28 protein-coding genes are annotated in these 23962 nt (G+C 63.3%); 24 read left to right on the forward strand and 4 right to left on the reverse strand.

The window, feature by feature from the left end:
* Positions 1 to 6 precede the first annotated feature (6 nt).
* The 19 genes from pilW (at position 7) to NLI84_RS12205 (ending at position 17189) form a co-directional block, all read left to right on the forward strand.
* Positions 7 to 756, forward strand: coding sequence for a type IV pilus biogenesis/stability protein PilW (gene pilW / locus NLI84_RS12115; protein WP_255990504.1), 750 nt, complete (start codon positions 7 to 9; stop codon positions 754 to 756).
* Positions 757 to 786: 30 nt separating this feature from the next.
* Entirely contained in the window at positions 787 to 1668 is an 882-nt protein-coding gene (locus NLI84_RS12120) for a RodZ domain-containing protein (RefSeq protein ID WP_255990505.1), read from the forward strand.
* A gap of 6 nt (positions 1669 to 1674) precedes the next feature.
* Positions 1675 to 2952, forward strand: coding sequence for a flavodoxin-dependent (E)-4-hydroxy-3-methylbut-2-enyl-diphosphate synthase (ispG, locus tag NLI84_RS12125; protein ID WP_255990507.1), 1278 nt, complete (start codon positions 1675 to 1677; stop codon positions 2950 to 2952).
* Between the two features lie 59 nt (positions 2953 to 3011).
* Complete coding sequence (gene hisS, locus NLI84_RS12130) at positions 3012 to 4298, forward strand: histidine--tRNA ligase (RefSeq protein ID WP_255990508.1); 1287 nt, start codon at positions 3012 to 3014, stop codon at positions 4296 to 4298.
* Between the two features lie 46 nt (positions 4299 to 4344).
* Positions 4345 to 4971 (forward strand): YfgM family protein, encoded by a 627-nt coding sequence (locus tag NLI84_RS12135; RefSeq protein WP_255990509.1) that lies wholly within the window; start codon positions 4345 to 4347, stop codon positions 4969 to 4971.
* Between the two features lies 1 nt (position 4972).
* Complete coding sequence (bamB, locus tag NLI84_RS12140; RefSeq protein WP_255990512.1) at positions 4973 to 6118, forward strand: outer membrane protein assembly factor BamB; 1146 nt, start codon at positions 4973 to 4975, stop codon at positions 6116 to 6118.
* 10 nt (positions 6119 to 6128) lie between these two features.
* On the forward strand, positions 6129 to 7499 hold the full coding sequence (der, locus tag NLI84_RS12145; RefSeq protein WP_255990514.1) for a ribosome biogenesis GTPase Der: 1371 nt from the start codon (positions 6129 to 6131) through the stop codon (positions 7497 to 7499).
* A 100-nt stretch (positions 7500 to 7599) separates the two neighbouring features.
* A complete protein-coding gene (gene hfq, locus NLI84_RS12150; RefSeq protein ID WP_255990515.1) occupies positions 7600 to 7857 on the forward strand; it encodes an RNA chaperone Hfq in 258 nt (85 codons plus the stop codon).
* A gap of 68 nt (positions 7858 to 7925) precedes the next feature.
* Positions 7926 to 9038 carry a ribosome rescue GTPase HflX gene (gene hflX / locus NLI84_RS12155; RefSeq protein ID WP_255990516.1) on the forward strand — a complete coding sequence of 371 codons (1113 nt, stop codon included), beginning with the start codon at positions 7926 to 7928 and terminating at the stop codon, positions 9036 to 9038.
* Positions 9035 to 10177 carry an FtsH protease activity modulator HflK gene (gene hflK / locus NLI84_RS12160; protein WP_255990519.1) on the forward strand — a complete coding sequence of 381 codons (1143 nt, stop codon included), beginning with the start codon at positions 9035 to 9037 and terminating at the stop codon, positions 10175 to 10177. The genes hflX and hflK overlap by 4 nt, the downstream gene beginning before the upstream one ends.
* A 12-nt stretch (positions 10178 to 10189) precedes the next feature.
* On the forward strand, positions 10190 to 11065 hold the full coding sequence (gene hflC / locus NLI84_RS12165) for a protease modulator HflC (RefSeq protein WP_255990522.1): 876 nt from the start codon (positions 10190 to 10192) through the stop codon (positions 11063 to 11065).
* Complete coding sequence (locus NLI84_RS12170) at positions 11062 to 11247, forward strand: DUF2065 domain-containing protein (RefSeq protein ID WP_255990523.1); 186 nt, start codon at positions 11062 to 11064, stop codon at positions 11245 to 11247. Before hflC ends, NLI84_RS12170 begins: the two co-directional genes overlap by 4 nt.
* A 67-nt stretch (positions 11248 to 11314) precedes the next feature.
* Complete coding sequence (locus tag NLI84_RS12175) at positions 11315 to 12466, forward strand: ATP phosphoribosyltransferase regulatory subunit (protein WP_255990524.1); 1152 nt, start codon at positions 11315 to 11317, stop codon at positions 12464 to 12466.
* Positions 12467 to 12545: 79 nt separating this feature from the next.
* A complete protein-coding gene (locus NLI84_RS12180) occupies positions 12546 to 13841 on the forward strand; it encodes an adenylosuccinate synthase (RefSeq protein WP_255990525.1) in 1296 nt (431 codons plus the stop codon).
* 173 nt (positions 13842 to 14014) lie between these two features.
* On the forward strand, positions 14015 to 14239 hold the full coding sequence (locus NLI84_RS12185) for a DUF2061 domain-containing protein (protein ID WP_255990526.1): 225 nt from the start codon (positions 14015 to 14017) through the stop codon (positions 14237 to 14239).
* Positions 14240 to 14406: 167 nt separating this feature from the next.
* Positions 14407 to 15252, forward strand: a complete 846-nt coding sequence (gene ypfJ, locus NLI84_RS12190; RefSeq protein WP_255990527.1) for a KPN_02809 family neutral zinc metallopeptidase — start codon at positions 14407 to 14409, stop codon at positions 15250 to 15252.
* Between the two features lie 6 nt (positions 15253 to 15258).
* Entirely contained in the window at positions 15259 to 16182 is a 924-nt protein-coding gene (locus NLI84_RS12195; protein WP_255990528.1) for a 2-hydroxyacid dehydrogenase, read from the forward strand.
* Positions 16182 to 16868 (forward strand): TIGR02117 family protein, encoded by a 687-nt coding sequence (locus NLI84_RS12200; protein WP_255990529.1) that lies wholly within the window; start codon positions 16182 to 16184, stop codon positions 16866 to 16868. The genes NLI84_RS12195 and NLI84_RS12200 overlap by 1 nt, the downstream gene beginning before the upstream one ends.
* Before the next feature lie 108 nt (positions 16869 to 16976).
* On the forward strand, positions 16977 to 17189 hold the full coding sequence (locus NLI84_RS12205; RefSeq protein ID WP_255990530.1) for a (2Fe-2S)-binding protein: 213 nt from the start codon (positions 16977 to 16979) through the stop codon (positions 17187 to 17189).
* Positions 17190 to 17249: 60 nt separating this feature from the next.
* On the opposite strand, the gene bfr (NLI84_RS12210) is transcribed toward NLI84_RS12205, so the two are convergent.
* The gene (gene bfr / locus NLI84_RS12210) at positions 17250 to 17729 is read right to left on the reverse strand and encodes a bacterioferritin (RefSeq protein WP_255990532.1); all 480 of its coding nucleotides are present in this window, start codon (positions 17727 to 17729) and stop codon (positions 17250 to 17252) included.
* 12 nt (positions 17730 to 17741) lie between these two features.
* Positions 17742 to 18212 carry a bacterioferritin gene (gene bfr, locus NLI84_RS12215; RefSeq protein ID WP_255990534.1) on the reverse strand — a complete coding sequence of 157 codons (471 nt, stop codon included), beginning with the start codon at positions 18210 to 18212 and terminating at the stop codon, positions 17742 to 17744.
* Positions 18213 to 18338: 126 nt separating this feature from the next.
* On the opposite strand from bfr (NLI84_RS12215), the gene NLI84_RS12220 reads away from it, so the two are divergent.
* Both NLI84_RS12220 and NLI84_RS12225 read left to right on the forward strand, forming a co-directional pair.
* Positions 18339 to 19202 carry an inositol monophosphatase family protein gene (locus tag NLI84_RS12220; RefSeq protein ID WP_255990535.1) on the forward strand — a complete coding sequence of 288 codons (864 nt, stop codon included), beginning with the start codon at positions 18339 to 18341 and terminating at the stop codon, positions 19200 to 19202.
* A 70-nt stretch (positions 19203 to 19272) separates the two neighbouring features.
* Positions 19273 to 19470, forward strand: a complete 198-nt coding sequence (locus tag NLI84_RS12225) for a DUF3460 family protein (RefSeq protein ID WP_255990538.1) — start codon at positions 19273 to 19275, stop codon at positions 19468 to 19470.
* A gap of 50 nt (positions 19471 to 19520) precedes the next feature.
* Here the strand turns inward: NLI84_RS12225 and NLI84_RS12230 are convergent, their stop codons facing one another.
* Complete coding sequence (locus NLI84_RS12230; RefSeq protein ID WP_255990540.1) at positions 19521 to 19700, reverse strand: hypothetical protein; 180 nt, start codon at positions 19698 to 19700, stop codon at positions 19521 to 19523.
* Positions 19701 to 19801: 101 nt separating this feature from the next.
* Here NLI84_RS12230 and NLI84_RS12235 point away from each other — a divergent pair, with 101 nt between their 5' ends.
* Positions 19802 to 20191: a group II truncated hemoglobin gene (locus NLI84_RS12235; RefSeq protein ID WP_255990541.1), complete on the forward strand. Its 390-nt coding sequence runs from the start codon at positions 19802 to 19804 to the stop codon at positions 20189 to 20191.
* A gap of 7 nt (positions 20192 to 20198) precedes the next feature.
* On the opposite strand, the gene hrcA is transcribed toward NLI84_RS12235, so the two are convergent.
* Positions 20199 to 21215 carry a heat-inducible transcriptional repressor HrcA gene (gene hrcA, locus NLI84_RS12240; protein WP_255990549.1) on the reverse strand — a complete coding sequence of 339 codons (1017 nt, stop codon included), beginning with the start codon at positions 21213 to 21215 and terminating at the stop codon, positions 20199 to 20201.
* A 172-nt stretch (positions 21216 to 21387) separates the two neighbouring features.
* Here hrcA and NLI84_RS12245 point away from each other — a divergent pair, with 172 nt between their 5' ends.
* Together NLI84_RS12245 and recN are read left to right on the forward strand one after the other, a co-directional pair.
* Entirely contained in the window at positions 21388 to 22263 is an 876-nt protein-coding gene (locus tag NLI84_RS12245) for an NAD kinase (protein WP_255990551.1), read from the forward strand.
* Positions 22264 to 22279: 16 nt separating this feature from the next.
* The gene (gene recN, locus NLI84_RS12250) at positions 22280 to 23935 is read left to right on the forward strand and encodes a DNA repair protein RecN (protein ID WP_255990552.1); all 1656 of its coding nucleotides are present in this window, start codon (positions 22280 to 22282) and stop codon (positions 23933 to 23935) included.
* Positions 23936 to 23962: the final 27 nt, after the last annotated feature.

The following is a 23962-nucleotide window of genomic DNA, read 5'->3' on the forward strand; positions in this document are numbered from 1 at the left end:
AAGGGCATGCAGCAAGGTTTGATGGGATGGATGCGATTGATGGCATGTGCCTTGACCTTGCTAGCACTGGCTCCGGCCAAGGCCGAGCCGGGTGACCTGGCGTCGATCCGCACCCAGTTGGCGGTGGGTTATTTTCAGCGCGGCCAGTATGCCGTTGCGATCGACGAAGCAAACAAGGCGCTGGCCGCAAACCCGAAGTTTGCTGCCGCCTACAATATTCTTGGCCTGATCCATGCGGAGCTGAAGGACACGCAGAAGGCACGGGATGCCTTTCTGAAAGCCTTGTCCCTGTCGCCGGACGATCCTGATATCAACCATAACTATGGGTGGTTTCTCTGCCAGCAGGGTCAGATGCAGGAGGGCATTGCCTTCTATATGAATGCGCTGAAGAACCCGTTGTATGCCACGCCTGACAAGACCTTGGTGAACGCGGGCCAGTGCGCGATCAAGGCTGGAGAGGTCCAGACCGCGCAGGATTATTTCGAGCGTGCGATCAAGCGGCGCCCGGACAATATACTGGCCCACGTGCAATTGGCTGAACTCAGCATCAAGCTGGGTGACCCGGTCAATGCGAAGAAAAACTACCTCGACCTCCAAAAACGTTTGCCCGAAAGCGCCGAGCTGTTGTGGCTGGGTGTGCGTATCGAACGCCTGGCCGGCAATCGTGAGGGCGAGGCGAGGCTCGCAGCGCAACTGAAGAGCCGCTTCCCGGATTCGCTGGAAACCACCAAACTGCTGACCGGAAAATACGACTGATCGTCGTGTGCAGGTGATAGAGAAAACACAATGAGCGAGCATTTCGAATCGACGCCCGCCCCCTTGCCTGTGCCCCCGCAAAGCGTGGGTGCACGTCTGCGTGCACGACGCGAGGCACTAGGTTTGACGGTCGAACAGGCCGGCGCCCAGCTCAAGCTGGGTAAGAAGCAGATCGATGCCATCGAGATCGACCATTTCGAAAGCCTGCCGGGCAATACCTTCGCGCGCGGCTTTGTCCGCAACTATGCGAAGTTGCTCGGTCTCGATGCCGCGCCCTTGCTGGCCGATCTGGAGCGCTTGCTGCCCAAGGAGCGGCTGCAGTCCGCCTTGCCTGCCGTGAAGGAGGAGCTGGGCTTCAATCTGGCGGGTGGCTCGGCCTCGGGCTCCGGTGGCGGTATGGCCGGCGTGCTGGTTGGCGTGGCGACTTTCGCGGCCGTGGTCGGCGGTGTCTGGTGGTATCTGCAGCTGCCGGTGAGCCCGCAGCTCGATGTCGTTCCCAATCAGGTGATCGAGATGCCGGCGCCGGTTGCGCCGATTGCCAACGTGGCGTCGTCCCTGGCCGCCAGCGTGGTGGCGAGTGCGCCCGTCGCAGTCGTCGCCAGTGTCGCCGATGACAGGCTGTCGCCAACGCCAACGCCAACGCCAACGCCAACGCTAACGCCGGTCAGCGTGGGCACCGACGAGCTACGCTTTGTCGCTCAGGGTGAAACCTGGGTGCAGGTGCACGACGCCGCTGGCCAGCGGATATTGTCCGAAGTGATCCCGGCGGGCGGCGAGCGCACGGTATCGGGCAAGCGCCCGTTCACCATCAAGATCGGCAATGCGCCGCAAACCCGGCTGTTCCTCAAGGGGCAGCCCGTTGATCTGGCGCAGTACACCAACGTCAACGTTGCCACATTCGAGTTGAAGTAGAGCACCATGAGCGAAGCAAACGCGCGTCGTGCGACGCGACAGGTCCAGGTCGGGCATGTCTGGGTCGGCAGCGACCATCCCATCGTCGTGCAATCGATGACCAATACCGACACTGCCGATGCCGAGGGTACGGCTCGCCAGGTGTTCGAGCTGTGGCGTGCCGGCTCCGAGATGGTGCGCATCACCGTCAACAGCGCCGAAGCCGCAGCCCAGGTTGCCACCATCAAGACCAAGCTGGAGCACTGGGGCTGTCAAGTGCCGCTGGTGGGGGATTTCCACTTCAACGGCGATCGGCTGCTGCGCGATTATCCCGATTGCGCCGAGGCGCTGGCCAAGTACCGGATCAATCCGGGCAATGTGGGCAAGGGCAGCAAGCGCGACGAGAAGTTCGCGTTCATGATCGAAACCGCGATCAAGTACGACAAACCGGTGCGCATCGGCGTGAACTGGGGCTCGCTCGACCAGGCGATGGCAACGAAGCTGATGGACGAAAACGCCCAACTGGCCCAACCGCTACCGGTCGATGCGGTGATGCGCGAAGCGCTGATCCGCTCTGCGCTCGATTCGGCCCAGCAGGCGATCGGCTGGGGCATGAGCCCGGACAAGATCATCCTGTCGTGCAAGGTGTCGCTGGTGCAGGATCTGATTGCCGTCTACCGCGATCTGGGCGATCGCTGTGATTTCCCGCTGCATCTGGGGCTGACCGAGGCTGGCATGGGCTCCAAGGGCATTGTCGCCTCCAGCGCCGCGCTCGGCGTGCTGCTGCAGGAAGGCATCGGTGACACCATCCGCATTTCGCTGACCCCGGAGCCGGGCGGTGATCGCTGCAAGGAAGTGGTGGTGGCGCAGGAGCTGCTGCAAACCATGGGCCTGCGCAGCTTCACGCCGATGGTCGTTGCCTGCCCAGGCTGTGGCCGCACCACGTCGACCGTGTTCCAGGAATTGGCGCGCGACATCCAGGATTTCCTGCGGCAAAAGATGCCGATCTGGCGTGAGCAGTATCCGGGCGTCGAGGAAATGAAGGTGGCGGTGATGGGCTGTGTGGTGAACGGCCCCGGCGAATCCAAGCTCGCCGACATCGGCATCTCGCTGCCCGGCACTGGTGAAGTGCCGGTCTGCCCGGTCTACGTCGACGGCAGGAAGGACGTGACGCTCAAGGGCGAGCGCGTCGCCGCGGAATTCCAGGCCATCGTCGAGCATTACGTACAGACCCGCTATGGCGAGGGTGGCGAGAAGCGCCGCGAGGGCGCCGCTGCCAAGACCATCCCGCTGCAACCGGTGTAATCCGCGCAGGAGCGGCGCACCGCTCCGCGCCTCATCTTTTCCTTCTCCGAACCGACTCCATGAGCAAAACCATACAAGGCATCCGCGGCATGAACGACGCGCTGCCGATCGCGACCAAGGATGCGCCGCTGCCTAGTACCGCGTGGCTGTATTTCGATGGCGTGGTCCGCGACTGGCTCGCCGCCTATGGCTACAACCAGATCCGCACTCCCATCGTCGAATCGACCGCGCTGTTCGTGCGCGGCGTGGGCGAGCATACCGACATCGTCGAGAAGGAAATGTACGCTTTCGAGGACAGTCTCAACGGCGAGCAGCTGGTGCTGCGCCCCGAAGGCACTGCCGGTTGCGTGCGTGCCTGTATCGAGCATGGCCTGTTGTACAACCAGACGCAGCGGCTGTGGTACACCGGACCGATGTTCCGCCACGAGCGCCCGCAGAAGGGGCGTTATCGCCAGTTCCATCAGGTGGGCGTCGAGGCTTTCGGTTTCGAGACACCCGATGCCGATGCCGAGATGATCGTGATGCTGGCCGACCTGTGGCAGCGGTTGGGCCTCACCGATCTGGCGCTCGAGCTCAATACGCTGGGCGACGCTGCCGAGCGCGCGGCGCATCGCGAGGCGCTGATCGCCTACCTGGAGCAGCACGCCGACATCCTCGACGAGGATGGCAAGCGCCGGCTCTACACCAACCCCTTGCGTGTGCTCGATACCAAGAATCCGGCGCTGCAGGTCATGGCCGAAGGCGCCCCCAAGCTGGCCGACTTCCTTGGCGAGGCATCGCGTGCGCATTTCGACGGCGTGAAGGCGTACCTCGATAGCGTCGGCATCACCTACAGCATCAATCATCGGCTGGTGCGCGGGCTCGATTATTACAACCGCACCGTGTTCGAGTGGACCACGACCAAGCTGGGTGCCCAGGCCACGGTGGCCGCCGGCGGCCGCTACGATGGTCTGGTCGAGCAGCTGGGCGGCAAGCCGTGCCCCGGCGTCGGTTTCGCCATCGGCATCGAGCGGTTGATCCTGCTGCTGGAGGCCGAAGGCGTTGCCATGCCGGCCGATGCGCCCGATGCCTACCTGGTGCACCAGGGCGAGGCGGCCGATCGCGCGGCCTTCGCGTTGGCGCGCCAGCTGCGCGCTGCGGGGCTGAAAGTGGTGCTGCATGCCGGTGGTGGCAGCTTCAAATCCCAGTTCAAGAAGGCCGATGCCAGCGGCGCCCGTTTTGCCGTGGTGATCGGTGACGCCGAGGTCGAAGCCAGGACCGCCAACCTCAAGCGTTTGGTGGGCGAGGGCGGTGGCGAGCAAATCACCGTGCCGCTGGCTGAGCTCGCCGCGCGAATTCGGGCATAATCGCTACTTTCTTCTATCCCTTGACTGTTAGATAACGGACAACAAGATGGCATTCGACCTTCAGGAACAGGAACAGATCGCCGAGTTCAAAGCTTGGTGGCACAGCTGGGGCAAGTATCTGGCGTTAGCAGTGGCCGCCGGCCTGATCGGCTTTGCCGGCTGGCAGGGCTGGAAGCATTACCAGCAGGGCCAGGCTGCGGCTGCGGCCGAAATCTATAGCCGGGTCGAAGGTCTGCAGGGCGATGCGGCCAAGGTCCGCGCCGAGGCGGATGCGCTCAAGCGCGACTATGCCGCTACCGCCTACGCACCGCGCGCCGCGTTGTTCGCCGCCAAGGCGAGCTTTGACGCAGGCGACCTGAAGAATGCCGAATCGCAGCTGAACTGGGCGATTGCCAATGCCAAGGAAACCGATCTGCGCGATGCAGCCCGGCTGCGCCTGGCCGCGGTCCAGCTCGATCAGAAGCAGATCGACGCCGCGCTGAAGACACTGGCCGCTGCCGAGGGTGAGGGCTTTGCCGGTCTGATCCAGGAATTGCGCGGCGACGCACTCGTCGAGAAGGGCGATACCAAGGGCGCCGTCGATGCCTATACCGCCGCGCTGGCCAAGCTGCCCAAGGACGCGCCCAACGTGCAATTCGTGCAAGTGAAACTCGATGCACTCGGAAAGGTTTGATATGCAGCTGAAGTATGCGCGCTGGACCTTGCGTGGCGTCGCCATCGCGGCGCCGTTGTGGTTGGCCGCCTGCGGCGCGACCAGCAATCTGCCGGAGCCATCGCCGCGCCCGACCGTGGCCGATCAGGTGGGCGCCCATGTGTCATGGCGTGCCGATGCGGGGAGCAAGACCGATTTCCGTTTCCTGCCGGCGCAGGCGGGCGATCGCCTGGTGGTTGCCGGTGCACCTGACCAGCTGTCCGCAGTCGACCTCGCCACCGGCGCACGCCGCTGGCAGGTCGAACTCGATGGCGAAGTCGCCGGGGGCGTGGGTGCCGGCGATGGTACGGTCGCTGTTGGCACGCTCAAGGGCAAGGTCCACGCTTTTGATTACGACGGCAAGCCGTTGTGGCAGGCGCAGGCATCGACCGAGGTGATTGCACCGCCGCTGGTCTCCGGCAGCATTGTGGCTGTGCGGACCGCCGATGGCCGCATCACCGGCTATTCCGCTGCAGACGGCACGCGCAAGTGGCAGTTCCAGCGCCAGATGCCGTCGCTGATCCTGCGTAATTTCGCCCCCATGGTCGCCGAGCGCGGCGTGTTGTTCGCCGGCCTTGCTGGTGGGCGCATGGTGGCGTTGCGCCTGTCCGATGGTACGACGCTGTGGGACGCACCGGTGGCGCAGCCGCGTGGCGCGACCGAGCTTGAACGCGTCGCCGACATCGTGTCGCCGCCGGTGGTCAGCGGCAATCTGGTGTGCGCCGTCGCCTATCAGGGCCGCGTTGCCTGCCTGAATGCCGGCAACGGCTCGCCAGCCTGGTCGCGCGAGGCATCTAGCGCATCCGGGATCGCCGTCGACGACAAGCAGGTCTATCTTGTTGATGACCTCGGCAACGTCAGCGCGCTTGATCGCGCCAGCGGGCGCAGCATGTGGCGCCAGGACAAGTTGTCCGCTCGCCGCGTCAGCGCGCCGGTACGCCTCGGCAATGTCGTTGCGGTCGGTGATTATGAAGGCTATGTCCATTTCCTTTCGGTCGATGACGGCAGCTTCGTCGGCCAAGTTTCAACTGACGGCAGCCGCATCGCCGCGGTCCCGCAACGCTTTGACGAGCGTGCCATTGTTCAAACCCAGTCCGGCGGCGTGTTCGCGCTCGGACTCAAGCAGTAAGAAGTAATCAATGAAACCGACTATCGCACTCGTCGGCCGGCCCAATGTCGGCAAGTCGACGTTGTTCAACCGGCTGACCAAGACCCGCGACGCCCTCGTCGCCGACCAGCCGGGGCTGACGCGTGACCGCCACTACGGCCACGGCAAGGTCGGGGAAAAACCGTACTTCGTCGTCGATACCGGTGGCTTCGAGCCGGTGGTCGACGAAGGCATCATGTTCGAGATGGCCCGCCAGACGCTTCAGGCGGTCGATGAGGCCGATGCCATCGTCTTCATCGTCGATGGCCGGGTCGGCATCACGCCGCAGGACAAGATCATTGCCCAGCGCCTGCGCCAGACCGATCGCCCGGTGTGGGTGGCGGTCAACAAGGTCGAAGGCATGAATCGCGGTGTGGTCACCGCCGATTTCTTCGAGCTGGGCCTGGGCGATCCGGTGGCGGTTTCCGCCAGCCACGGCGAGGGCGTGCGTGATCTGATCAACGAAGTGCTCGAGCGCTTCGAAGTGCCGGTCGAAGAGGAAGAGGCCAGCCATCCCAAGTTCGCCATTGTCGGCCGCCCCAACGTCGGCAAGAGCACGCTGGTGAATGCGGTGCTGGGCGAGGAGCGCGTGATCGCGTTCGATCAACCGGGTACCACGCGTGATTCGGTCTATATCGACTTCGAGCGCGGCGAGCAGCAATACACCATCATCGATACCGCCGGCGTGCGCCGGCGCGGCAAGGTCACCGAGATGATCGAGAAATTCTCCGTGATCAAGACCATGCAGGCGATCGAGGATGCCAACGTCGCCGTGCTGGTGCTCGATGCGATGCAGGAAGTGTCGGACCAGGACGCCAAGGTGGCCAGCTTTGTGCTGGAGACTGGCCGTGCGCTGGTGGTGGCGGTGAACAAGTGGGAAGCGGCCGACGCCGAACAGCGCGATCGCATCAAGCGTGAAATTTCACGCAAGCTGGGCTTTCTTGAATTTGCCCGATTCCACTATATCTCTGCATTGGCAGGGCAGGGTGTGGGCGATCTGTTCAAATCGATCGACGCGGCCTACCACGCGGCCATGATCAAGATCCCGACGCCCAAGCTTACGCGGGCGTTGCAAGTGGCGATCGAACGTCAGCAACCGCCGCTTTCCGGCAAGATTCGTCCCAAGATGCGTTATGCGCACCAGGGGGGGAGCAACCCGCCAGTGATCGTGATCCATGGCAATGCGCTGGAACAGGTGCCGGCCTCGTATTGGCGCTACCTCGAGCATTGCTTTATGAAGACGTTCAAGCTGCAGGGCACACCGCTGCAGGTGCAATTCAAACGGGGTGAAAACCCCTACGACACGCAGGACAAGCCGCGCGCCAAGCCCAATCCGCGCAGCAAGATGCGTGGCCGAGAGTGATGATAGGTGGCTGGCGGCATTTATACTAACAGCGTAAGATGCCGTACAAAGCTCGATAAGATTGGTTTCACATATAACAAACGCATCGGAGAACAAGACAATGAGCGCCAAGGGGCAAATGCTGCAAGACCCGTTCCTCAACATCCTGCGCAAAGAGCACGTTCCGGTCTATATCTACCTCGTCAACGGCATCAAGCTGCAAGGTCAGATCGAATCGTTCGACCAGTACGTGGTGCTGCTGCGCAACAATGTGACGCAAATGGTGTACAAGCACGCGATTTCCACCGTCGTGCCGTCGCGTCCGGTCTCGATCCCGCACGAAGCGCCGCCGGCTGCAACGCCAGCCGCCGAAGCCTGATCGATCCATGATCCAACAGGCCCCGGGAGTCATTCCGGGGCTTTGTCTATTTCGAGTATCGCCAATTCATGTTTGAACGTCATCAGGGCGGCGACACCGCCGTACTGGTCTGCCTCGATTTCGGCGAACCCGACTACCGGGACGGCGTCGAGGAATTCGTGCAACTGGTCGAATCGGCTGGCGTGAAGGCGCTGGTCGTGATCGAAGGCAAGCGCAGCCGGCCCGATCCCGCCTATTTTGCCGGCAGCGGCAAGGCCGAAGAGATCGCCGAGACGGTGCGTGCCCACCAAGCCGAACTCGTCATCTTCAACCACCAGCTGTCGCCGGCGCAGGAGCGCAACCTGGAGCGCAAGGTCGAGTGCCGGGTGATCGATCGCACCACGCTGATCCTCGACATCTTCGCCCAGCGCGCACGCACCGCCGAGGGCAAGCTGCAGGTGGAATTGGCGCAGCTTGCGCACATCCAGACCCGATTGATTCGCGGCTGGACCCACCTGGAACGGCAGAAAGGCGGTATCGGCCTGCGCGGTCCCGGCGAAACGCAGCTCGAAACCGACCGCCGCCTGATCGGCGAACGGGTGAAGCGGCTCAAGGGGCAGCTTGCCACCGTGCAGAAACAGCGCGCCACGCAACGTCGCGCCCGCGAGCGCAGCCACTTGTTCACCGTCTCCATCGTCGGCTATACCAATGCGGGCAAGTCGACGCTGTTCAATGCATTGACCAAGGCTCGCGCCTACACGGCCGACCAGTTGTTCGCCACGCTTGATACCACCAGTCGCAAGTTGTTTCTCGATCCCGAGCACTCGGTAGTCATTTCCGATACCGTGGGTTTCATCCGCGCGCTGCCGCACACGCTGGTTGCCGCGTTTCGCGCTACGCTGGAGGAAACCATCCATGCCGACCTGCTGCTGCACGTGGTCGATGTGAACCATCCGCTACGCGAGATGCAGGTCGACGAGGTGAACAAGGTGCTGCTTGAGATCGGTGCGGAACGGATCCCGCAACTGATGGTCTGGAACAAGATCGACCTGAAAGACCTTACACCCGACGTGGAGCGTGACGAGTATGGTAAGATTCGCGCCGTTCGCGTCAGTGCCATCAACGGGGCAGGGCTGGATCTGCTGCGTAGCGCAGTGGTCGAGGCTATGAGCCTACCCATCGAGGAAAACACCAGTACATGAGCCAGAACGACCCGCAATGGGGTGGTCGCCGCAACGACGGCCCACCCGATCTCGACGAAATCGTCCGCAAGTTCACCCGGAAATTTGGCGGTTTGTTCGGCGCCAGGCCTGGGCCAGGCAATGGCGGCTCGAGCGGCTTGATTGCCGTGCTCGGTGTGCTGTTGGTGCTCTGGGGGGCATCGGGCTTCTACGTGGTCGACGAGCGCGAGAACGCCGTCATCCTGCGTTTTGGCAAGTTCGTGAACACGGTCCCGAATCCCGGTCTGCACTGGCATCTGCCGTGGCCGATCGAAAGCCGTGAAATCGTCAACATGACCGAAATTCGCAGCCTGGTCGTCGGGACCACCGCAACCACGGATGCCGCGTCGAACGACGAAGCCATCATGCTGAGCGGCGACCAGAATCTGCTCGAAGTCCAGCTCGAAGTGCAGTACACGCTCAATTCGGCCAAGGACTACAAGTTCAACAATCTGAACGAAAATGAAGATGGCCGCGATCTGGTGGTCAAGCCCGCTGCCGAAACCGCAATCCGCGAGGTGGTCGGCAAGAGCAATGTCGACTACGTGCTCAACGAAGGCCGCGGCCAGATCGCCGAGGAAACCAAGAAACTGATGCAGGATCTGCTCGATCGCTACGGCGCGGGCGTGTCGATCTCGCGCGTCAATATCTCGGACGTGCAGCCGCCGCAACAGGTGCAGGATTCGTTCGCCGATGCCGTGAAGGCGCGGCAGGACAGGCAGCGCCTGATCAACGAAGGCACCGCCTACGCCAACGATGTGATTCCGAAGGCCGAGGGGGCCGCGGCACGCCTCATGGAAGAAGCCAAGGGCTACAAGCAGCGTGTGGTCGCGCAGGCCGAGGGTGATACGTCGCGCTTCAAGGCGGTGGCTGCCGAATACGCCAAGGCGCCGCAAGTCACGCGCGATCGCATGTATCTGGACACCATGCAGCAGATGTTCGAGAACACCACCAAGATCCTCGTCGACCAGAAGGCCGGCGGCAATCTGCTGTACCTGCCGCTCGACAAGCTGATCCAGCAAAGCGCCGCCGATGCATCGGCCGGCTCCGCACCGACGCCGGTTCCGGCTCCCGCCGTGCAAGCTGCGCCGCAAGATCGCGGCGAGCGCTTCGGTCGATAAGGAGGAGACGAGATGAATCGCATATTGCCGACGCTCGCCGTCATCCTGGTCGGGCTGTTCGTACTGAGCCTGGCTTTCTTCACCGTTGATCAGCGCAAGTTCGCCGTGGTGTTCCAGTTCTCGGAAGCGCGTCGGGTGATATCCCAGCCCGGCTTCAACTTCAAGATCCCGCTACTGCAGGAAGTGCGCTACTTCGACAAGCGCATCCAGACCATCGATGGCGATGCGCCCGCACGTATCCAGACCATCGAGAAGATGAATGTGCGCGCCGACAGTTATATCAAGTGGCAGATCGCCGACGTGGAGCGCTACTACAAGGCTGTCGGTACCGATCAGCGCAAGGCGCAGGACCGGTTGCGCAATACCGTGAACAACATGCTGCGTGACGAGTTCGGCAAGCGCACGGTGCAGGATGTGATCTCGGGCAAGCGCGAAGAGGTCATGGCCAAGGTCAAGCAGGTTGCCGCCGCCGACGCCGAACGCATCGGCGTCAAGGTGATCGACGTGCGTATCAAGCGCGTGGAACTTGAGGACAGCACACTGAACTCGGTGTACGAGCGCATGCAGTCCGAGCGCAAGGCCGTGGCCAACCAGCTGCGTGCCGAAGGCAGTGCCGAGGCCGAGAAGATCAAGGCCGATGCCGATCGCAAGCGCGAAGTGACGCTGGCCGATGCCTACAACAAGGCCCAGCAGCTCAAGGGTGAGGGCGACGGCCAGGCTGCGGCAATCTACGCGGCAGGCTACGGCCAGAACGCCGAGTTCTACGCCTTCTACAGGAGCCTGGAAGCGTACAAGCAGGCATTCCGCAAAAAGAGCGACCTGATGGTGGTCGACCCGAGCGCGGACTTCTTCAAGTACATGAAGAACCCGCGGGCGGCTGGCCGGTGAGCGGCACGCTGCTCCTGGCATTTGCGCTCGTGCTCGTGTTCGAGGGCATCCTGCCTTTTGCCGCGCCCGCCGTATGGAAGCGCGCGATGAGCCAGGTGACACGCCTGTCCGATCGGCAGGTCAGAATCTTCGGCTTTGCCGCGCTGATGACTGGCCTGATCCTCGCTCTCGCCGTACACTAACCGTTTGTTGAATCCGCTGCGCCCGATGGTGCTCTCGCACCTTCGGGCCTTTGTTTGAAAAGAACCCATGCGTAACTGGATCCTGCCGGAAAACATTTCCGACGTATTGCCGCGCGAAGCGCGCCAGATCGAAGCGATGCGCCGCAGCATGCTTGATCTGTTCGGCCGCTACGGCTATGAACTCGTGATGCCGCCGCTGGTGGAATACGTCGAATCGCTGTTCCTGCACGACGATCCCGCACTCAATCTCAAGACCTTCAAGCTGGTCGACGAGCTGACCGGCCGCCAGATGGGCCTGCGTGCAGATATCACGCCCCAGGTGGCGCGCATCGACGCGCATATCCTCAATCGCCAGGGCGTCGCCCGGCTGTGCTATGCAGGTTCGGTGGTCAATACCCGGCCCGACGGCATCCTCTCGACGCGCGAGCCGCGTCAGATCGGTGCCGAGCTCTACGGCTGCGCCGACGTTGCCGCCGACGTCGAGGTGATTGAGCTGATGTTCGAGAGCCTGGCGCTGGCCGGGCTCGCCGATGTGCACCTCGATATCGGCCATATCGGCCTGTTCCACGCGCTGGCCGACGCCGCCGGTCTTGGCGGCGAAGCCCGCAATAGCGTGTTCATCGCGTTGCAGCAGAAAGACGTGCCGACACTCAAGGCTGCGTGTGCCGGCTTGCCGACCGAGATCGCCGCAGGGCTGGCCGCGTTGCCGACGCTGTATGGCCACGGCGAAGTGCTGGCGCGCGCGCGCGCCTCGCTGCCGGCTTTGCCTGAGGTGCTGCACGCGCTTGATACGCTGGCGCAGCTCGAAGCTGCACTGGCCGTGCGCGGCATCAAGGTGCGCTTCGACCTGGCCGAGGTGAAGAGCAGCGATTACCACACCGGCCTCGTGTTCGCCGCCTACGCCGATGGCTTTGCCAACGCGGTGGCACGTGGTGGCCGCTATGACCGCGTCGGCGAGAAGTTCGGCCGCTCGCGCCCGGCCACGGGCTTCAGCCTCGACCTGCGCGAAATGAGTCGTTTGCCGTTCCCCGATACTGCGCCCGCCATCCTGGCGCCGCGTGGCGACGATCCGGCGCTGATCGCCGCGATCCGCGCGCTGCGCGCGGCTGGCGAAACTGTGGTGGTCGACCTGGGTGTGGACGCCGGCGAAGCCGGTTGTGATCGCCGCTTGGTGGCGGGCGTAAGCGGCTGGCAGGTGGTGCCCGCGCACGCAGTTTGACGGATGTGGGCGAGGGTGCCATGCTGCGCCCGCGTCGTTGATTTTGAATGGCTTTATCAGGTTTGAATCGAGGATTTCCATGAGCAGAAACGTCGTCGTGATCGGTACCCAGTGGGGTGACGAAGGTAAGGGCAAAATCGTTGACTGGCTGACCGATCACGCCCAGGGCGTGGTGCGCTTCCAGGGCGGCCACAACGCGGGCCACACGCTGGTCGTCGGCGGCAAGAAGACCGTATTGCGCCTGATCCCGTCGGGCATCCTGCATCCGGGCAAGGCCTGTTTCATCGGCAACGGCGTGGTGATCTCGCCTGAAGCGCTGCTCAAGGAAATCGACGAACTCGATGCGGCCGGTATCGATGTGTTCAGCCGGCTGAAGATCTCCGAGGCCTGCCCGCTGATCCTGCCGTACCACGTTGCCATCGACCAGGCGCGCGAAGCCGCCAAGGGCGACAAGAAGATCGGCACCACTGGTCGTGGCATTGGCCCGGCCTACGAAGACAAGATCGCGCGCCGCTCGATCCGCCTGCAGGACGTGTACCACCCGGAACGGTTCGCCGCCAAGCTGTTGGAGAACCTCGACTGGTACAACTTCGCGCTCAAGCACTATTTCAAGGCCGAAACCGTCGACTTCCAGAAGGTGCACGACGAGACGCTGGCCTACGCCGAGCGCATCAAGCCGATGCTGGCCGACGTATCGCGCACGCTGTACGACCTCAACAAGGCGGGCGCGCCGCTGCTGTTCGAAGGCGCGCAGGGCACGCTGCTCGATATCGATCACGGCACCTATCCGTTCGTGACCTCGTCCAACTGCGTCGCGGGTGCCGCTGCACCGGGTGCTGGCGTGGCGCCGCAGATGCTGCAATACGTGCTGGGCATCGTGAAGGCCTACACCACCCGCGTCGGCTCCGGTCCGTTCCCGACCGAACTGTTCGACGAGGTCGGCGCTGGCCTGGCCAAGCGCGGCAACGAGTTCGGCTCGGTTACTGGCCGTCCGCGTCGTTGCGGCTGGTTCGATGCCGCCGCACTCAAGCGCTCGATCCAGATCAACGGCGTATCGGGCCTGTGCGTGACCAAGCTCGATGTGATGGATGGCATCGAAACGATCAACCTGTGCACCGGCTACCTGCTGGATGGCCAGAAGATCGACATCCTGCCGGTCGGTGCCGAGGAAATCGCTCGTTGCCAGCCGGTGTACGAGCAGATGCCGGGCTGGACCGAATCGACCTTTGGCGTAAAACGCTGGGAAGACCTGCCGACCAACGCCCGCGCCTATATGGAACGCATCGCCGAGGTTTGCGAGGCACCGGTCGATATCATTTCGACGGGTCCCGATCGCGAAGAAACCATCGTGCTGCGCCATCCCTACCTGGGTTGAACGCAAGCATGAAGAAAACCCCGGCCAAGGCCGGGGTTTTTGTTTGCCCATACAGATCGTTTTGGCGATGCCCGACTTAAGTTTGATAGTTTTCACAAATGGCCGTGGTGAGGATAATCAATTTCTCCATGGTGTTGAGAATGATTACTATCAACTTAAACAAGGAGTGCATCATGACCAAGACCATCACCTTCGCCATCACCCACTTCAGCGTCGCCTTCGCCGTGGCTTACTTGCTGACTGGCAATATCGGGGTATCGAGCATGCTGGCGCTGGTCGAGCCCATGGTGAATACGGTGGCCTATTTCTTCCACGAGAAAATCTGGGATCGCATCCGCGCCGGCAAACCCGCCAATATCGCCTATGCTGGCCACGAAGCCTTGTTTCACCGACATTGAGCAAAAACACTACCGCCACGACGAAGTTGGGCAACGCGCTCGGGTGCATGAACAGCGATGGCCGCGCGCGTTCCAAGGTCAGGACGCCGACCCGACTCCCATCGCTTGGCGCTACTCATGCTGAAGCCGGTGTTATGCTGAGTGGATAGCACGCGAAGGAGCGGATGATGCGCTGGGACCGAATGAGGGCGAGCAGCAATGTCGAAGACCGTCGCGGATTGGGCGGTGTCGGCCGCGGTGGCGCCAAACTGGGCTTGGGCGGTATTGCCGTTGTCGTGGTAGTTGGCCTGTTGATGGGCAAGAACCCGATCGAGCTGCTGTCGCTGGTCATGCAGATGCCGGCGGGCCAGGGTACGCAGCAAGCGGCGACGGGTGCTAGCGACAACGATCAGAACGTGCAGTTCGTCTCCAAGGTGCTGGGCGATACCGAGGATACCTGGGGCGCATTGTTCAAGGACGCCGGCTCCAGTTACAGGGCGCCCAAGCTTGTGCTGTTCCGCGGTGGCGTCGACAGCGCCTGCGGCCAAGCGAGTTCCGCAGTGGGGCCGTTCTATTGCCCGGGCGACTCCCAGGTCTACCTCGATCTGGGTTTCTTCGACGAACTCGACAAGCGCTTTGGCGCGGGCGGCGATTTCGCCGCAGCCTATGTGGTCGCACACGAGGTTGGCCACCATGTGCAGAACCTGATCGGCGTTTCGAGCAAGGTGCATGCCCAGCGGCCGCAGTTGTCGGATGCCGAAGGCAACGCGCTGTCGGTAAAGCAGGAACTGCAGGCCGATTGCTTCGCCGGCGTGTGGGGCCACTACGCCAGCCAGCGTGGCATCCTGGAGCAGGGCGATCTGGAAGAGGCACTGACGGCCGCGCATGCGATCGGTGATGACACGCTGCAGCGTAATTCGGGTCGGCAGATCGTGCCCGATTCCTTCACGCACGGCACTTCCGAGCAGCGCATACAGTGGTTCCGCCGTGGTTTCGAAGCCGGCCAGATCAAGGCTTGCAACACGTTCTCCTGAATCTGCATGCTTTATCTCTATACCCCATACCAGCGTGAAGCCTGGCTGGACGCGCTGCGCGCCGCCTTGCCCGATGTGACCGTGGCCGCCTGGCCCGATCCTGTTAAGGTCGATGCGGTCCGTTACCTCGCCGCATGGCGGCCGCCCGAGCACTTCTTTGCGCAGTTTCCGGCGCTGAAGGCGGTGTTCACGCTGGGGGCGGGGGTCGATCGTTTCGTCGAGCGCAATGATCTCGCATCCCATGTCGCCATCGTGCGATTGACCGACGCCGGGATGGTGGCGCAGATGGCCGAGTACGTGCTGTATGGCGTGCTGCGGTTTCAGCGGGATTTCGATCTGTACGCTGCCCAGCAGCATGGGCATCACTGGCTGCAGCACGCGCCCCGATCGGCTGCACAGACCCGGGTCACGGTGTTGGGCCTGGGCGAGATCGGCGGCGTGGTCGCTACGCGATTGGCGACCTTGGGCTATGTGGTGTCAGGCTGGAGTCGTGGCCGGCGTGCGCTCGAGGGCGTGGCCTGCCACGAGGGCCTTACCGCGTTGGAGGCGCTGCTGGAGCAGACCGACATCCTCGTGAACCTGCTGCCATCGACGCCCCGCACGCGCAGCCTGCTCGACGGGCCCAGGCTGTCGCGCCTGCCGGCGGGCGCTGCCATCATCCATGCTGGCCGCGGCGATCAGCTCGATCTGGATGCGCTGGTGCTGCTGCTGGATGCCGATCGCCTGCGGGGCGCCGTGCTGGATGTGTTTCCGGAGGAGCCATTGCCGCCCGATCATCCGCTGTGGCGCCATCCCAAGGTGCTGATGACGCCACATGTGGCGGCGACTACGCTGATCGTCCCGGCCGCGCAGCAGATCGCGGATAAACTCGCTGCTTTGCACGCTGGCGGGCAAGTGGCTGGCCTGGTTGATAGGGAGCAGTATTACTGATGTACGTGCTGGTTCGAGTTTTGCGCTGGGCGCTCTATGCGCTGCTCACGTTGTTGGCGGGTATCGCGCTGTACTTCGGCGTCTCGTCGGCCTTGCTGTACTGGCCAGTGCCGGCAACGCAGCCCTCGTCCGACGCGACCATCGATATCTACGTGCAAAGCAACGGCGTCCATACCGACCTGGTGCTGCCGGTAGTCACGGCGCAGCAGGACTGGCGCCGGTTTTTTCCGACGCAGCACATGCGGCAGGTGGAGGCCGCGCCGGCCTGGCTGGCGCTGGGTTGGGGCAATCGCGAGTTTTACCTGAATACGCCGCAATGGTCCGATCTCACCTTGCGCACGGCCTGGGGAGCGTTGAGTGGGCAGGGCGGCACCTTGCTGCACGCCGAGTACCTGCGCGTCACACCGCGAGGGCCGCAGGCGCGACGCTGGCGACTGACACCTGCCCAATACGCGGTGCTGATCGCTTACGTGCACGACACGGTGAGGCAGGAAGGGGGGCACGCCATGCAGATTGCGGGCTACCACTACAACCGGCGCGATGCCTTCTACGAGGCGCACGGCCGCTACCATCTGTTTCGTACTTGCAATGGCTGGACCGGCGCGGCCCTGCGCCGCGTTGCCGCTCCGGTCAGCGCCTGGACGCCGTTTGATTGGCAGGTGCTCTGGCATTTACCCCGTGTGTGATGCGCCATCCTACGCTGGCGATCCAATCGATAAGCGGTCGCATTTGCGATTGCATAGCGTACGTCGTTTTGTACATAATGAGAACGCTTATCAATGGTGAGGTTGTCGATGTACGTTTGCGTGTGCAACAGCGTGTCGGACAAGGCCGTGCGGCGAGCCGTGGCGAACGGTGCGCGCAATTTCATCGAGCTGCAGCAGATGACCAAGGTCGGCACCTGTTGTGGCCAGTGTATCGGCTGCGCACGTGAAGTGATGCTCGATGCGATCGAGGAAGAAGCGCGACGCGGCTGGGAAGAGATGGACGCGTTGGCCGCGGCCTGAACCGCGAAACTGGATACGACAACGGGACGCTCTGGCGTCCCGTTTCTTTTGCTGCGTGGCTCAGCCCGGCGCTTCGACCTGCGACTGCAGGTAGTTCTGCAATCCCACTGCCTGGATCAGCCCCAGTTGCTGCTCCAGCCAGTGCGCGTGGTCCTGTTCGGTGTCGTCGAGCAGCTGCAGCAGGACGCGTCGCGTGACGAAATCCTGTACACCCTCGCACAGTACGATCGCCTGCTTCAGCGCGGCGGCAACCTCGTATTCAGTGTCGAGATCGTTCTTCAGCATCGCGGGTACATCGGTACCGATACGCAGCGCGGTGCGTGCCGCCACGTCGGGAATGCCGCCAAGAAACAGAATGCGTTCGATCAGCCGCGTGGCGTGGCCGATCTCGTCGCCGCGTTCATGATCGATCCGCGCATACAGCCGCTGGTAACCCCAGTTGTGATACATCTGGCTATGAACGAAGTACTGGTCGACCGAGGAGAGCTCGGCGGCCAGCAGCTGGTTGAGCGTGGCGATGACCTGCGGATTGCCTTGCATGATGGACGCTCCTTATTCGTCGATCTGCGATTGCAGGTAATTGGCCAGACCCAGCGCAACCAATTGCTCGCGCTGCGTTTCCAGCCAGTCCACATACTCCTCTTCGCTGTCGAGCAGTGCTTCGAGCAGGTCACGCGAAACGAAATCCTGCGCCGATTCACAGCTGACGACGGCTGTGCGCAGCAGCTGCAAGTGCCCGGACACGAGTTTGAGGTCACACTCGAGCATCTCGGGTACGTCTTCGCCTATCCACAGCTTGCCCAGTTGCTGCAGGTTGGGCAGGCCTTCCAGGAACAGGATGCGCTCGATCAGCTTGTCCGCGCGTTTCATCGCGGCGATCGACTCGTGATAGACACGGTCGTTCAGACGTTTGTAGCCCCAGTTCTTGTACATGCGCGCATGCAGGAACAGCTGGTTGATGGCGATGAGCTCGTTGCCCAGCACGGCATTGAGCGACTGAAGTACCTGCTTGTCGCCTTGCATGGTGGTAACTCCAGAGGGGTTAATCCAAAGATTTTATTCCCTTCATTTGCTTAATTCCATTTCCTTTTAACTTTAAAAGTTATTATTGATTTTTATTATGATAACCATTATCAAATACGCATGCCCATGGCAGCTCGGCTGCCATTCGTTTGGGGTGGCGGGCGACTCGTGATAGGCTCGCCGACCTTGCTTTATCCGGATGAGTGCACCATGCCCATCGCCGCCTTGCCCGAACAGCTGAACCTGATGCATCGCCTCGTTGCCGCCAGCGGTGATGTGATACGCGCTTATTACCGCAGCGGACTGGCCATCGACGACAAGGATGACGCCAGCCCGGTGACGCGTGCCGATCGCGAGGCGGAACTTGCCATGCGCGCGCTGATCCAGGCACAGCGGCCGCAAGACGGCATCATCGGCGAGGAGTATGGCGAGGAAAATGCCGACGCCGATTGGGTCTGGGTGCTCGATCCGGTCGACGGCACCAAGTCGTTTACCGTGGGCAGGCCACTCTTTGTCACGCTGATCGGCTTGATGTACCGCGGCGTACCGGTGCTGGGGGGCATCCACCAACCCATCACCGGTGATCTGTGGCTGGGCGGGCAGGGCGTGTCGGCCACGCTGAACGGCCGGCCGATCCATGCCAGCGAGGTGGCGGCGATCGCGCAAGCGAGGATCGGTACCACCGGTCCCGAATACCTGCACGCGGCACGCTCGGTGTTCGATGGCCTGGCCAGCCTATGCCGCTATCCGATCTACGGCGGTGACGGTTTTCTCTATGCTCAGGTGGCGAGCGGCTGGCTGGAGCTGGTGATCGAGGAAGGGCTGAAGCTGCACGATTTTGCCGCACTGGCGCCGGTGGTAAACGCGGCCGGTGGCCGGATGACCGACTGGCAGGGCGAGGCACTCAACCGGCACAGCAGCGGCCGGGTGATCGCCGCGGCGAACGCAGCGCTGCATGCTGCGGTGTTACCGCGGCTCGCGGTGCTCTGAAGCGCTGCCCGGCGCTGGCCCGCGCCGCACGACTCTTTTATAATCCGGTCAACTTCAGTCAGGCACCATCATGTTCAAGAACACCCGATACGTTTCCGAATTCACCCAGTTCATGCAAGGCTACCTCAACGAGCACCCCGATGTGGCGCGTGGCCAGGTCGAAGGCCGTGCGCTGTTGTGGGACAAGGCGCCGATCAATCTGGACGAGCGCAGCCGCAGCACGGTATCGAACGTGCCGCACAAGCCGTATCCCTACCAGCCCGATTGAGCGCAGGCTGACAAACCGGGCTACGCCCGGTTTTTTGTTTGTCATCAGATTCAATGCCGATAGCGGCTGATGGTACGGTCGAGCTCCCCGGTCAGCGCTCTCGGCCGTTGTGACAGCTCGCCGCTGCTGGCTGCCGCGCTGTGGTTTTCCTCGCTGGCCTGGGTGATCCGCGCCACATTGCGCGCGATGTTCTGGTTGGCCGCACTTTGCTCGCGGATGGCGTGAACCATCTGCCAGCTCCGATCGGGATATGCTTACAAGCTTGGTCGAGCCTGCGAGGACGCGTGTTAACATCCGTGTTTTCAAGCATTTGCCCGCCGGACGGAACACCATGGACGCAGTCACCGAGATCACGCCTTACGAGTTGCTGGGAGGCGAGGCCGTGCTGCGGCAGCTGGTCGATCGCTTCTACGACATCATGGCGACCGACCCGCGCGCGGCTGGCATCCAGGCCATGCACGCCGCGGATACCACGCTGATCCGGCAGAAGCTCTTTGAATTCCTCTCCGGCTGGCTGGGCGGGCCGCAGCTCTTCATCGAGAAGTACGGCCATCCACGCCTGCGTGCGCGCCATATGCCGTTCGCCATCGGCGAGGCGGAGCGTGATCAGTGGCTGCTTTGCATGTTCCAGGCGATGGCCGAGGTGCCGATGGAAGCGGCGCTGCGCGCCCACCTGGAAGAGGCGTTCACCCGCACCGCGGATTTTATGCGCAACCAGTGAGCGCCGCTCAGTAAGACAGCGTATTGGACAGCAGCCGCGCGGTGACGTCGACGATGGGGATCACCCGATCGTAAGCCATGCGCGTCGGTCCGATCACACCCAGCGTGCCGACCACTTCGCCGTCGACGCGGTAAGGCGCGGTGACGACCGAACAGTCGTCGAGCGGCGCCAGACCCGATTCACCGCCGATATAGATCTGGATGCCATCTGCGGCGTGGCCGCTTTCCAGCAATTGCAGCAGCGCGGCCTTGCGCTCGAACAGCTCAAACAGCTGGCGCAGTCGTCCCATATTGGCGGAGAGCTCCGCGCTCGCCAGCAAATGATGTTCGCCGGAAACCAGGATGTGCTCGGTGGCATCGGCGTGAGGGGGCTCGACCGCGGCGTTGAGCAGCGTGACGAGCTCGCCGCGCAGCTGGTGCATCTCGGTTTCGACCACACCGCGCAGCGAGGTCAGCGTGCGGCCGCTGCAATGGGCATTGATGAAGTTGGCCGCCTCCTGCAACTGCGCTTCGCCGTACTCCACTTGCGGATGCAGGATGCGGTTCTGCACGTCGCCATCTTGCGTGACCAGGATCAGCAGCACGCGCCGCTCGGACAACTTGAGAAACTCCACCTGGCGCAAGCGCACGTCCTGGCGCTTGGGCGCGAGTACGATGCCGGCAAAGTTGGTCAGTTGCGACAACAGCTGCGACGCGGCGGCGGCGGTGCGCTGCGGGTTGTCAGTCGGCAACAGGTTGCCGCTGCGCAGGATGTCCTCGGTGTTGAGTGTGGTCAGTGTTCCGGCGGACAAATAGCAATCGACGAAAAAGCGATAGCCGAGCGCGGTGGGGACGCGACCGGCCGAGGTATGCGGGCTGGCAATGAATCCCAGTGCTTCCAGATCGGCCATCACGTTGCGGATGGTGGCCGAGCTGACGTCCAGCCCCGAATAGTGCGACAGCGCCTTGGAGCCGACCGGTTGCCCGTCGGCGATATAGCGTTCCACCAGGGTATGGAGCAGGATTTGCGCGCGTTCGTTCAGCATGGCAGCGATTCTAAATCAGATCGGGCATGGCGTAGCGGCTGCAGCCATGCACTGTGTTCACATGTGGACAGCCACGAAGAATGCAAGGGCAGTGCGGTTGAAGGGCCACGGCATCGCGCAAAGGACGCCGGCCTATGGTTAAATTCGCCCGTTGCCTACGGAATCGTTGCCCATGCAAAGCCTGTTCAAGACGATCGCGCTGGTGTCGCGGCAAAACACGCCGACGATCGCCGAGCCGCTCAAGCACCTGACGCAGATGCTGGCCGAGGCCGGCGCACGGGTGCTGGTGGACCGCGAATCGGCGCTGGAGCATGGCCTGGCCGGCATCGACGTGGTCGAGCGCGCGGACATCGGCAAGGTGGCCGATCTCGTGATCGTGCTCGGCGGCGACGGCACCATGCTGGGCGTGGCACGGCTGGTGGCACCGTACCGCACGCCCATGATCGGCGTGAACCAGGGCCGGCTTGGCTTCATGACCGATGTGCCGCTGGGCGATATGGAAGCGCAGATCGGGCAGATGCTCAAGGGCGCGTTCGCGCCCGAGGAGCGCATCCTGCTCGAAGCCACGGTAGAGCGCGAGGGCAAGGTAATCGCCTCGGCGCTGGCCTTCAACGACGTGGTGTTCAACCGCGGCTCCAGCGGCTCGATGATCGAGTTCGAGGTGTTCATCGATCGCCGTTTCGTCTACAGCCAGCGCTCGGACGGGCTCATCGTCAGCACGCCCACCGGTTCCACGGCCTATGCGCTCGCGTCCGGCGGCCCCATCATGCATCCCAGCCTGCCGGCGATCGCGCTGGTGCCGATCTGCCCGCAGTCGCTGTCCAACCGGCCCATCGTGATCAACGACGATTGCGAAGTGGAGTTCGTGCTGACACGCAGCCAGGATGCGCGCGTCTACTTCGACGCCCAGTCCGATTGCGAAATGCACGAGCTCGATCGCGTGCGGATCCGCCGCTATCGCAACACGCTGCGCATCCTGCATCCGATCGGTTACGACTATTACGACACCTTGCGCGCCAAGCTGCATTGGGGCGCGCGCCTGCACTGATCCGCGGAACCCGCCCATGCTTGTGAGCCTGCAGCTCAAGAATTTCGTCATCGTCGACGAGCTCGATCTCCATTTTGCCGAAGGCCTGACGGTGCTGACCGGTGAGACCGGTGCCGGCAAGTCCATCGTGCTCGATGCGCTCGGCCTGCTGCTCGGCGATCGTGCCGACGCCGCCCTGTTGCGGCACGGCAGCGAGCGCGCCGAACTGGCCGCCGAGTTCGATCTGGCGAACTGCGCTGCCGCGCAGCAATGGCTGGTGGACAACGAACTTATCGGCGACGAGGCCGGGCATTTGCTGCTGCGTCGCACGCTGGACGCCGCTGGCAAGAGTCGCGCCTTCATCAACGGCGTGCCGGCAACGCTGGCACAGCTGAAGGCGCTGGGTGAATTGCTGGTCGATATCCATGGCCAGCACGCGCACCAGCAATTGCTGCGACCGGATACGCAGCGCGCGGTGCTCGACGGCTATGCCGGTGCACAGGCGCTGGCGAGCGAGCTGGCCCACACCTTCCGGGGTTGGCAACGCGCCGACGCCGAGCTGCTCGAGGCCGAGCGCAATGCGTCCACCTTCGCCGCCGAAGGCGAGCGGCTGCAATGGCAGGTCGACGAGGTGGCCGCGCTGGGTTTGGCCGCCGAGGAATGGCCGGCGCTGTCTGCCGAGCACGCCCGGCTGCATCACGCGGCCAGCCTGATTGCGGGAGTGAACGGCGCGTTGACCACGCTGGCGGACGGCGATGAAAACTGCCAGTCCTGGCTGGGCAGCACGACCCATGTACTGAGTGATTTGGCCGATGTCGATCCGGCGCTGGCCGAAGCCAACGAGCTGCTCGCGGCTACCGACGCGCAGCTGGCCGAGACCGTGCAGGCGCTGCGTCGCTACGCCGACAGGTTGGAGCTCGATCCGGAACGCCTCGCCGAGGTCGAGGCGAGGATGGACGCGATCTGGCGCACAGCCCGCAAATACCGGGTGGAGCCGGAACGGCTGCCGGGGCTCCTCGCCGATTGGCAGGCACGTCTGGCCGAGCTCGGTGGCGTCGGCGGCGTGAATGCCTTGCGGGAACGGCGTGACGCACTGGCCCGGCACTACTACACCCTGGCCACGCAGCTGACCGCGCGGCGCCAAACCGCGGCTGGTGTACTGGCCGCCGCGGTGACCCAGGAAATGCGTCCTCTGGCGCTGGCTGACAGCCGATTCGAGATCGCGCTGACGCCGGCTGGCCCGAGTGCGCATGGCCTGGAAGGCGTCGAGTTTCGCGTGGCCCATGGCGACGCCGAGGCGCGCGACATGGCGCGCATCGTGTCCGGGGGTGAGCTCTCGCGCATCAGCCTGGCGCTGCAGGTGATCGTCAGCGGCCTCTCTGGCGTGCCGACGCTGGTGTTTGACGAGGTCGACGTCGGCATCGGCGGGCGCGTGGCCGAGATCGTCGGCCGCCTGCTCGCAGGGCTCGGCCAAGTGCGACAAGTGCTCTGCATCACCCACCTGCCGCAGGTGGCGGCGTGCGGCAGCCATCACTTCGTGGTCAGCAAGTCGCGCGGCGACGCCGGCATCGTCAGCGCCGTGACGCCGCTGACGACAGCCGAGCGCGTCGAGGAGATTGCCCGCATGCTAGGTGGCGTCGAAATCACGGAAACCACCCGCCGGCACGCGGCCGAGCTGCTCGGCCATGCTTGAGCTTGCGCACGCCTGGAGCACAGAGGA

Origin of the sequence: Chitinolyticbacter albus (assembly GCF_024437655.1) — a bacterium.
GTDB classification, from domain to species: Bacteria; Pseudomonadota; Gammaproteobacteria; order Burkholderiales; family Chitinibacteraceae; genus Chitinolyticbacter; species Chitinolyticbacter albus.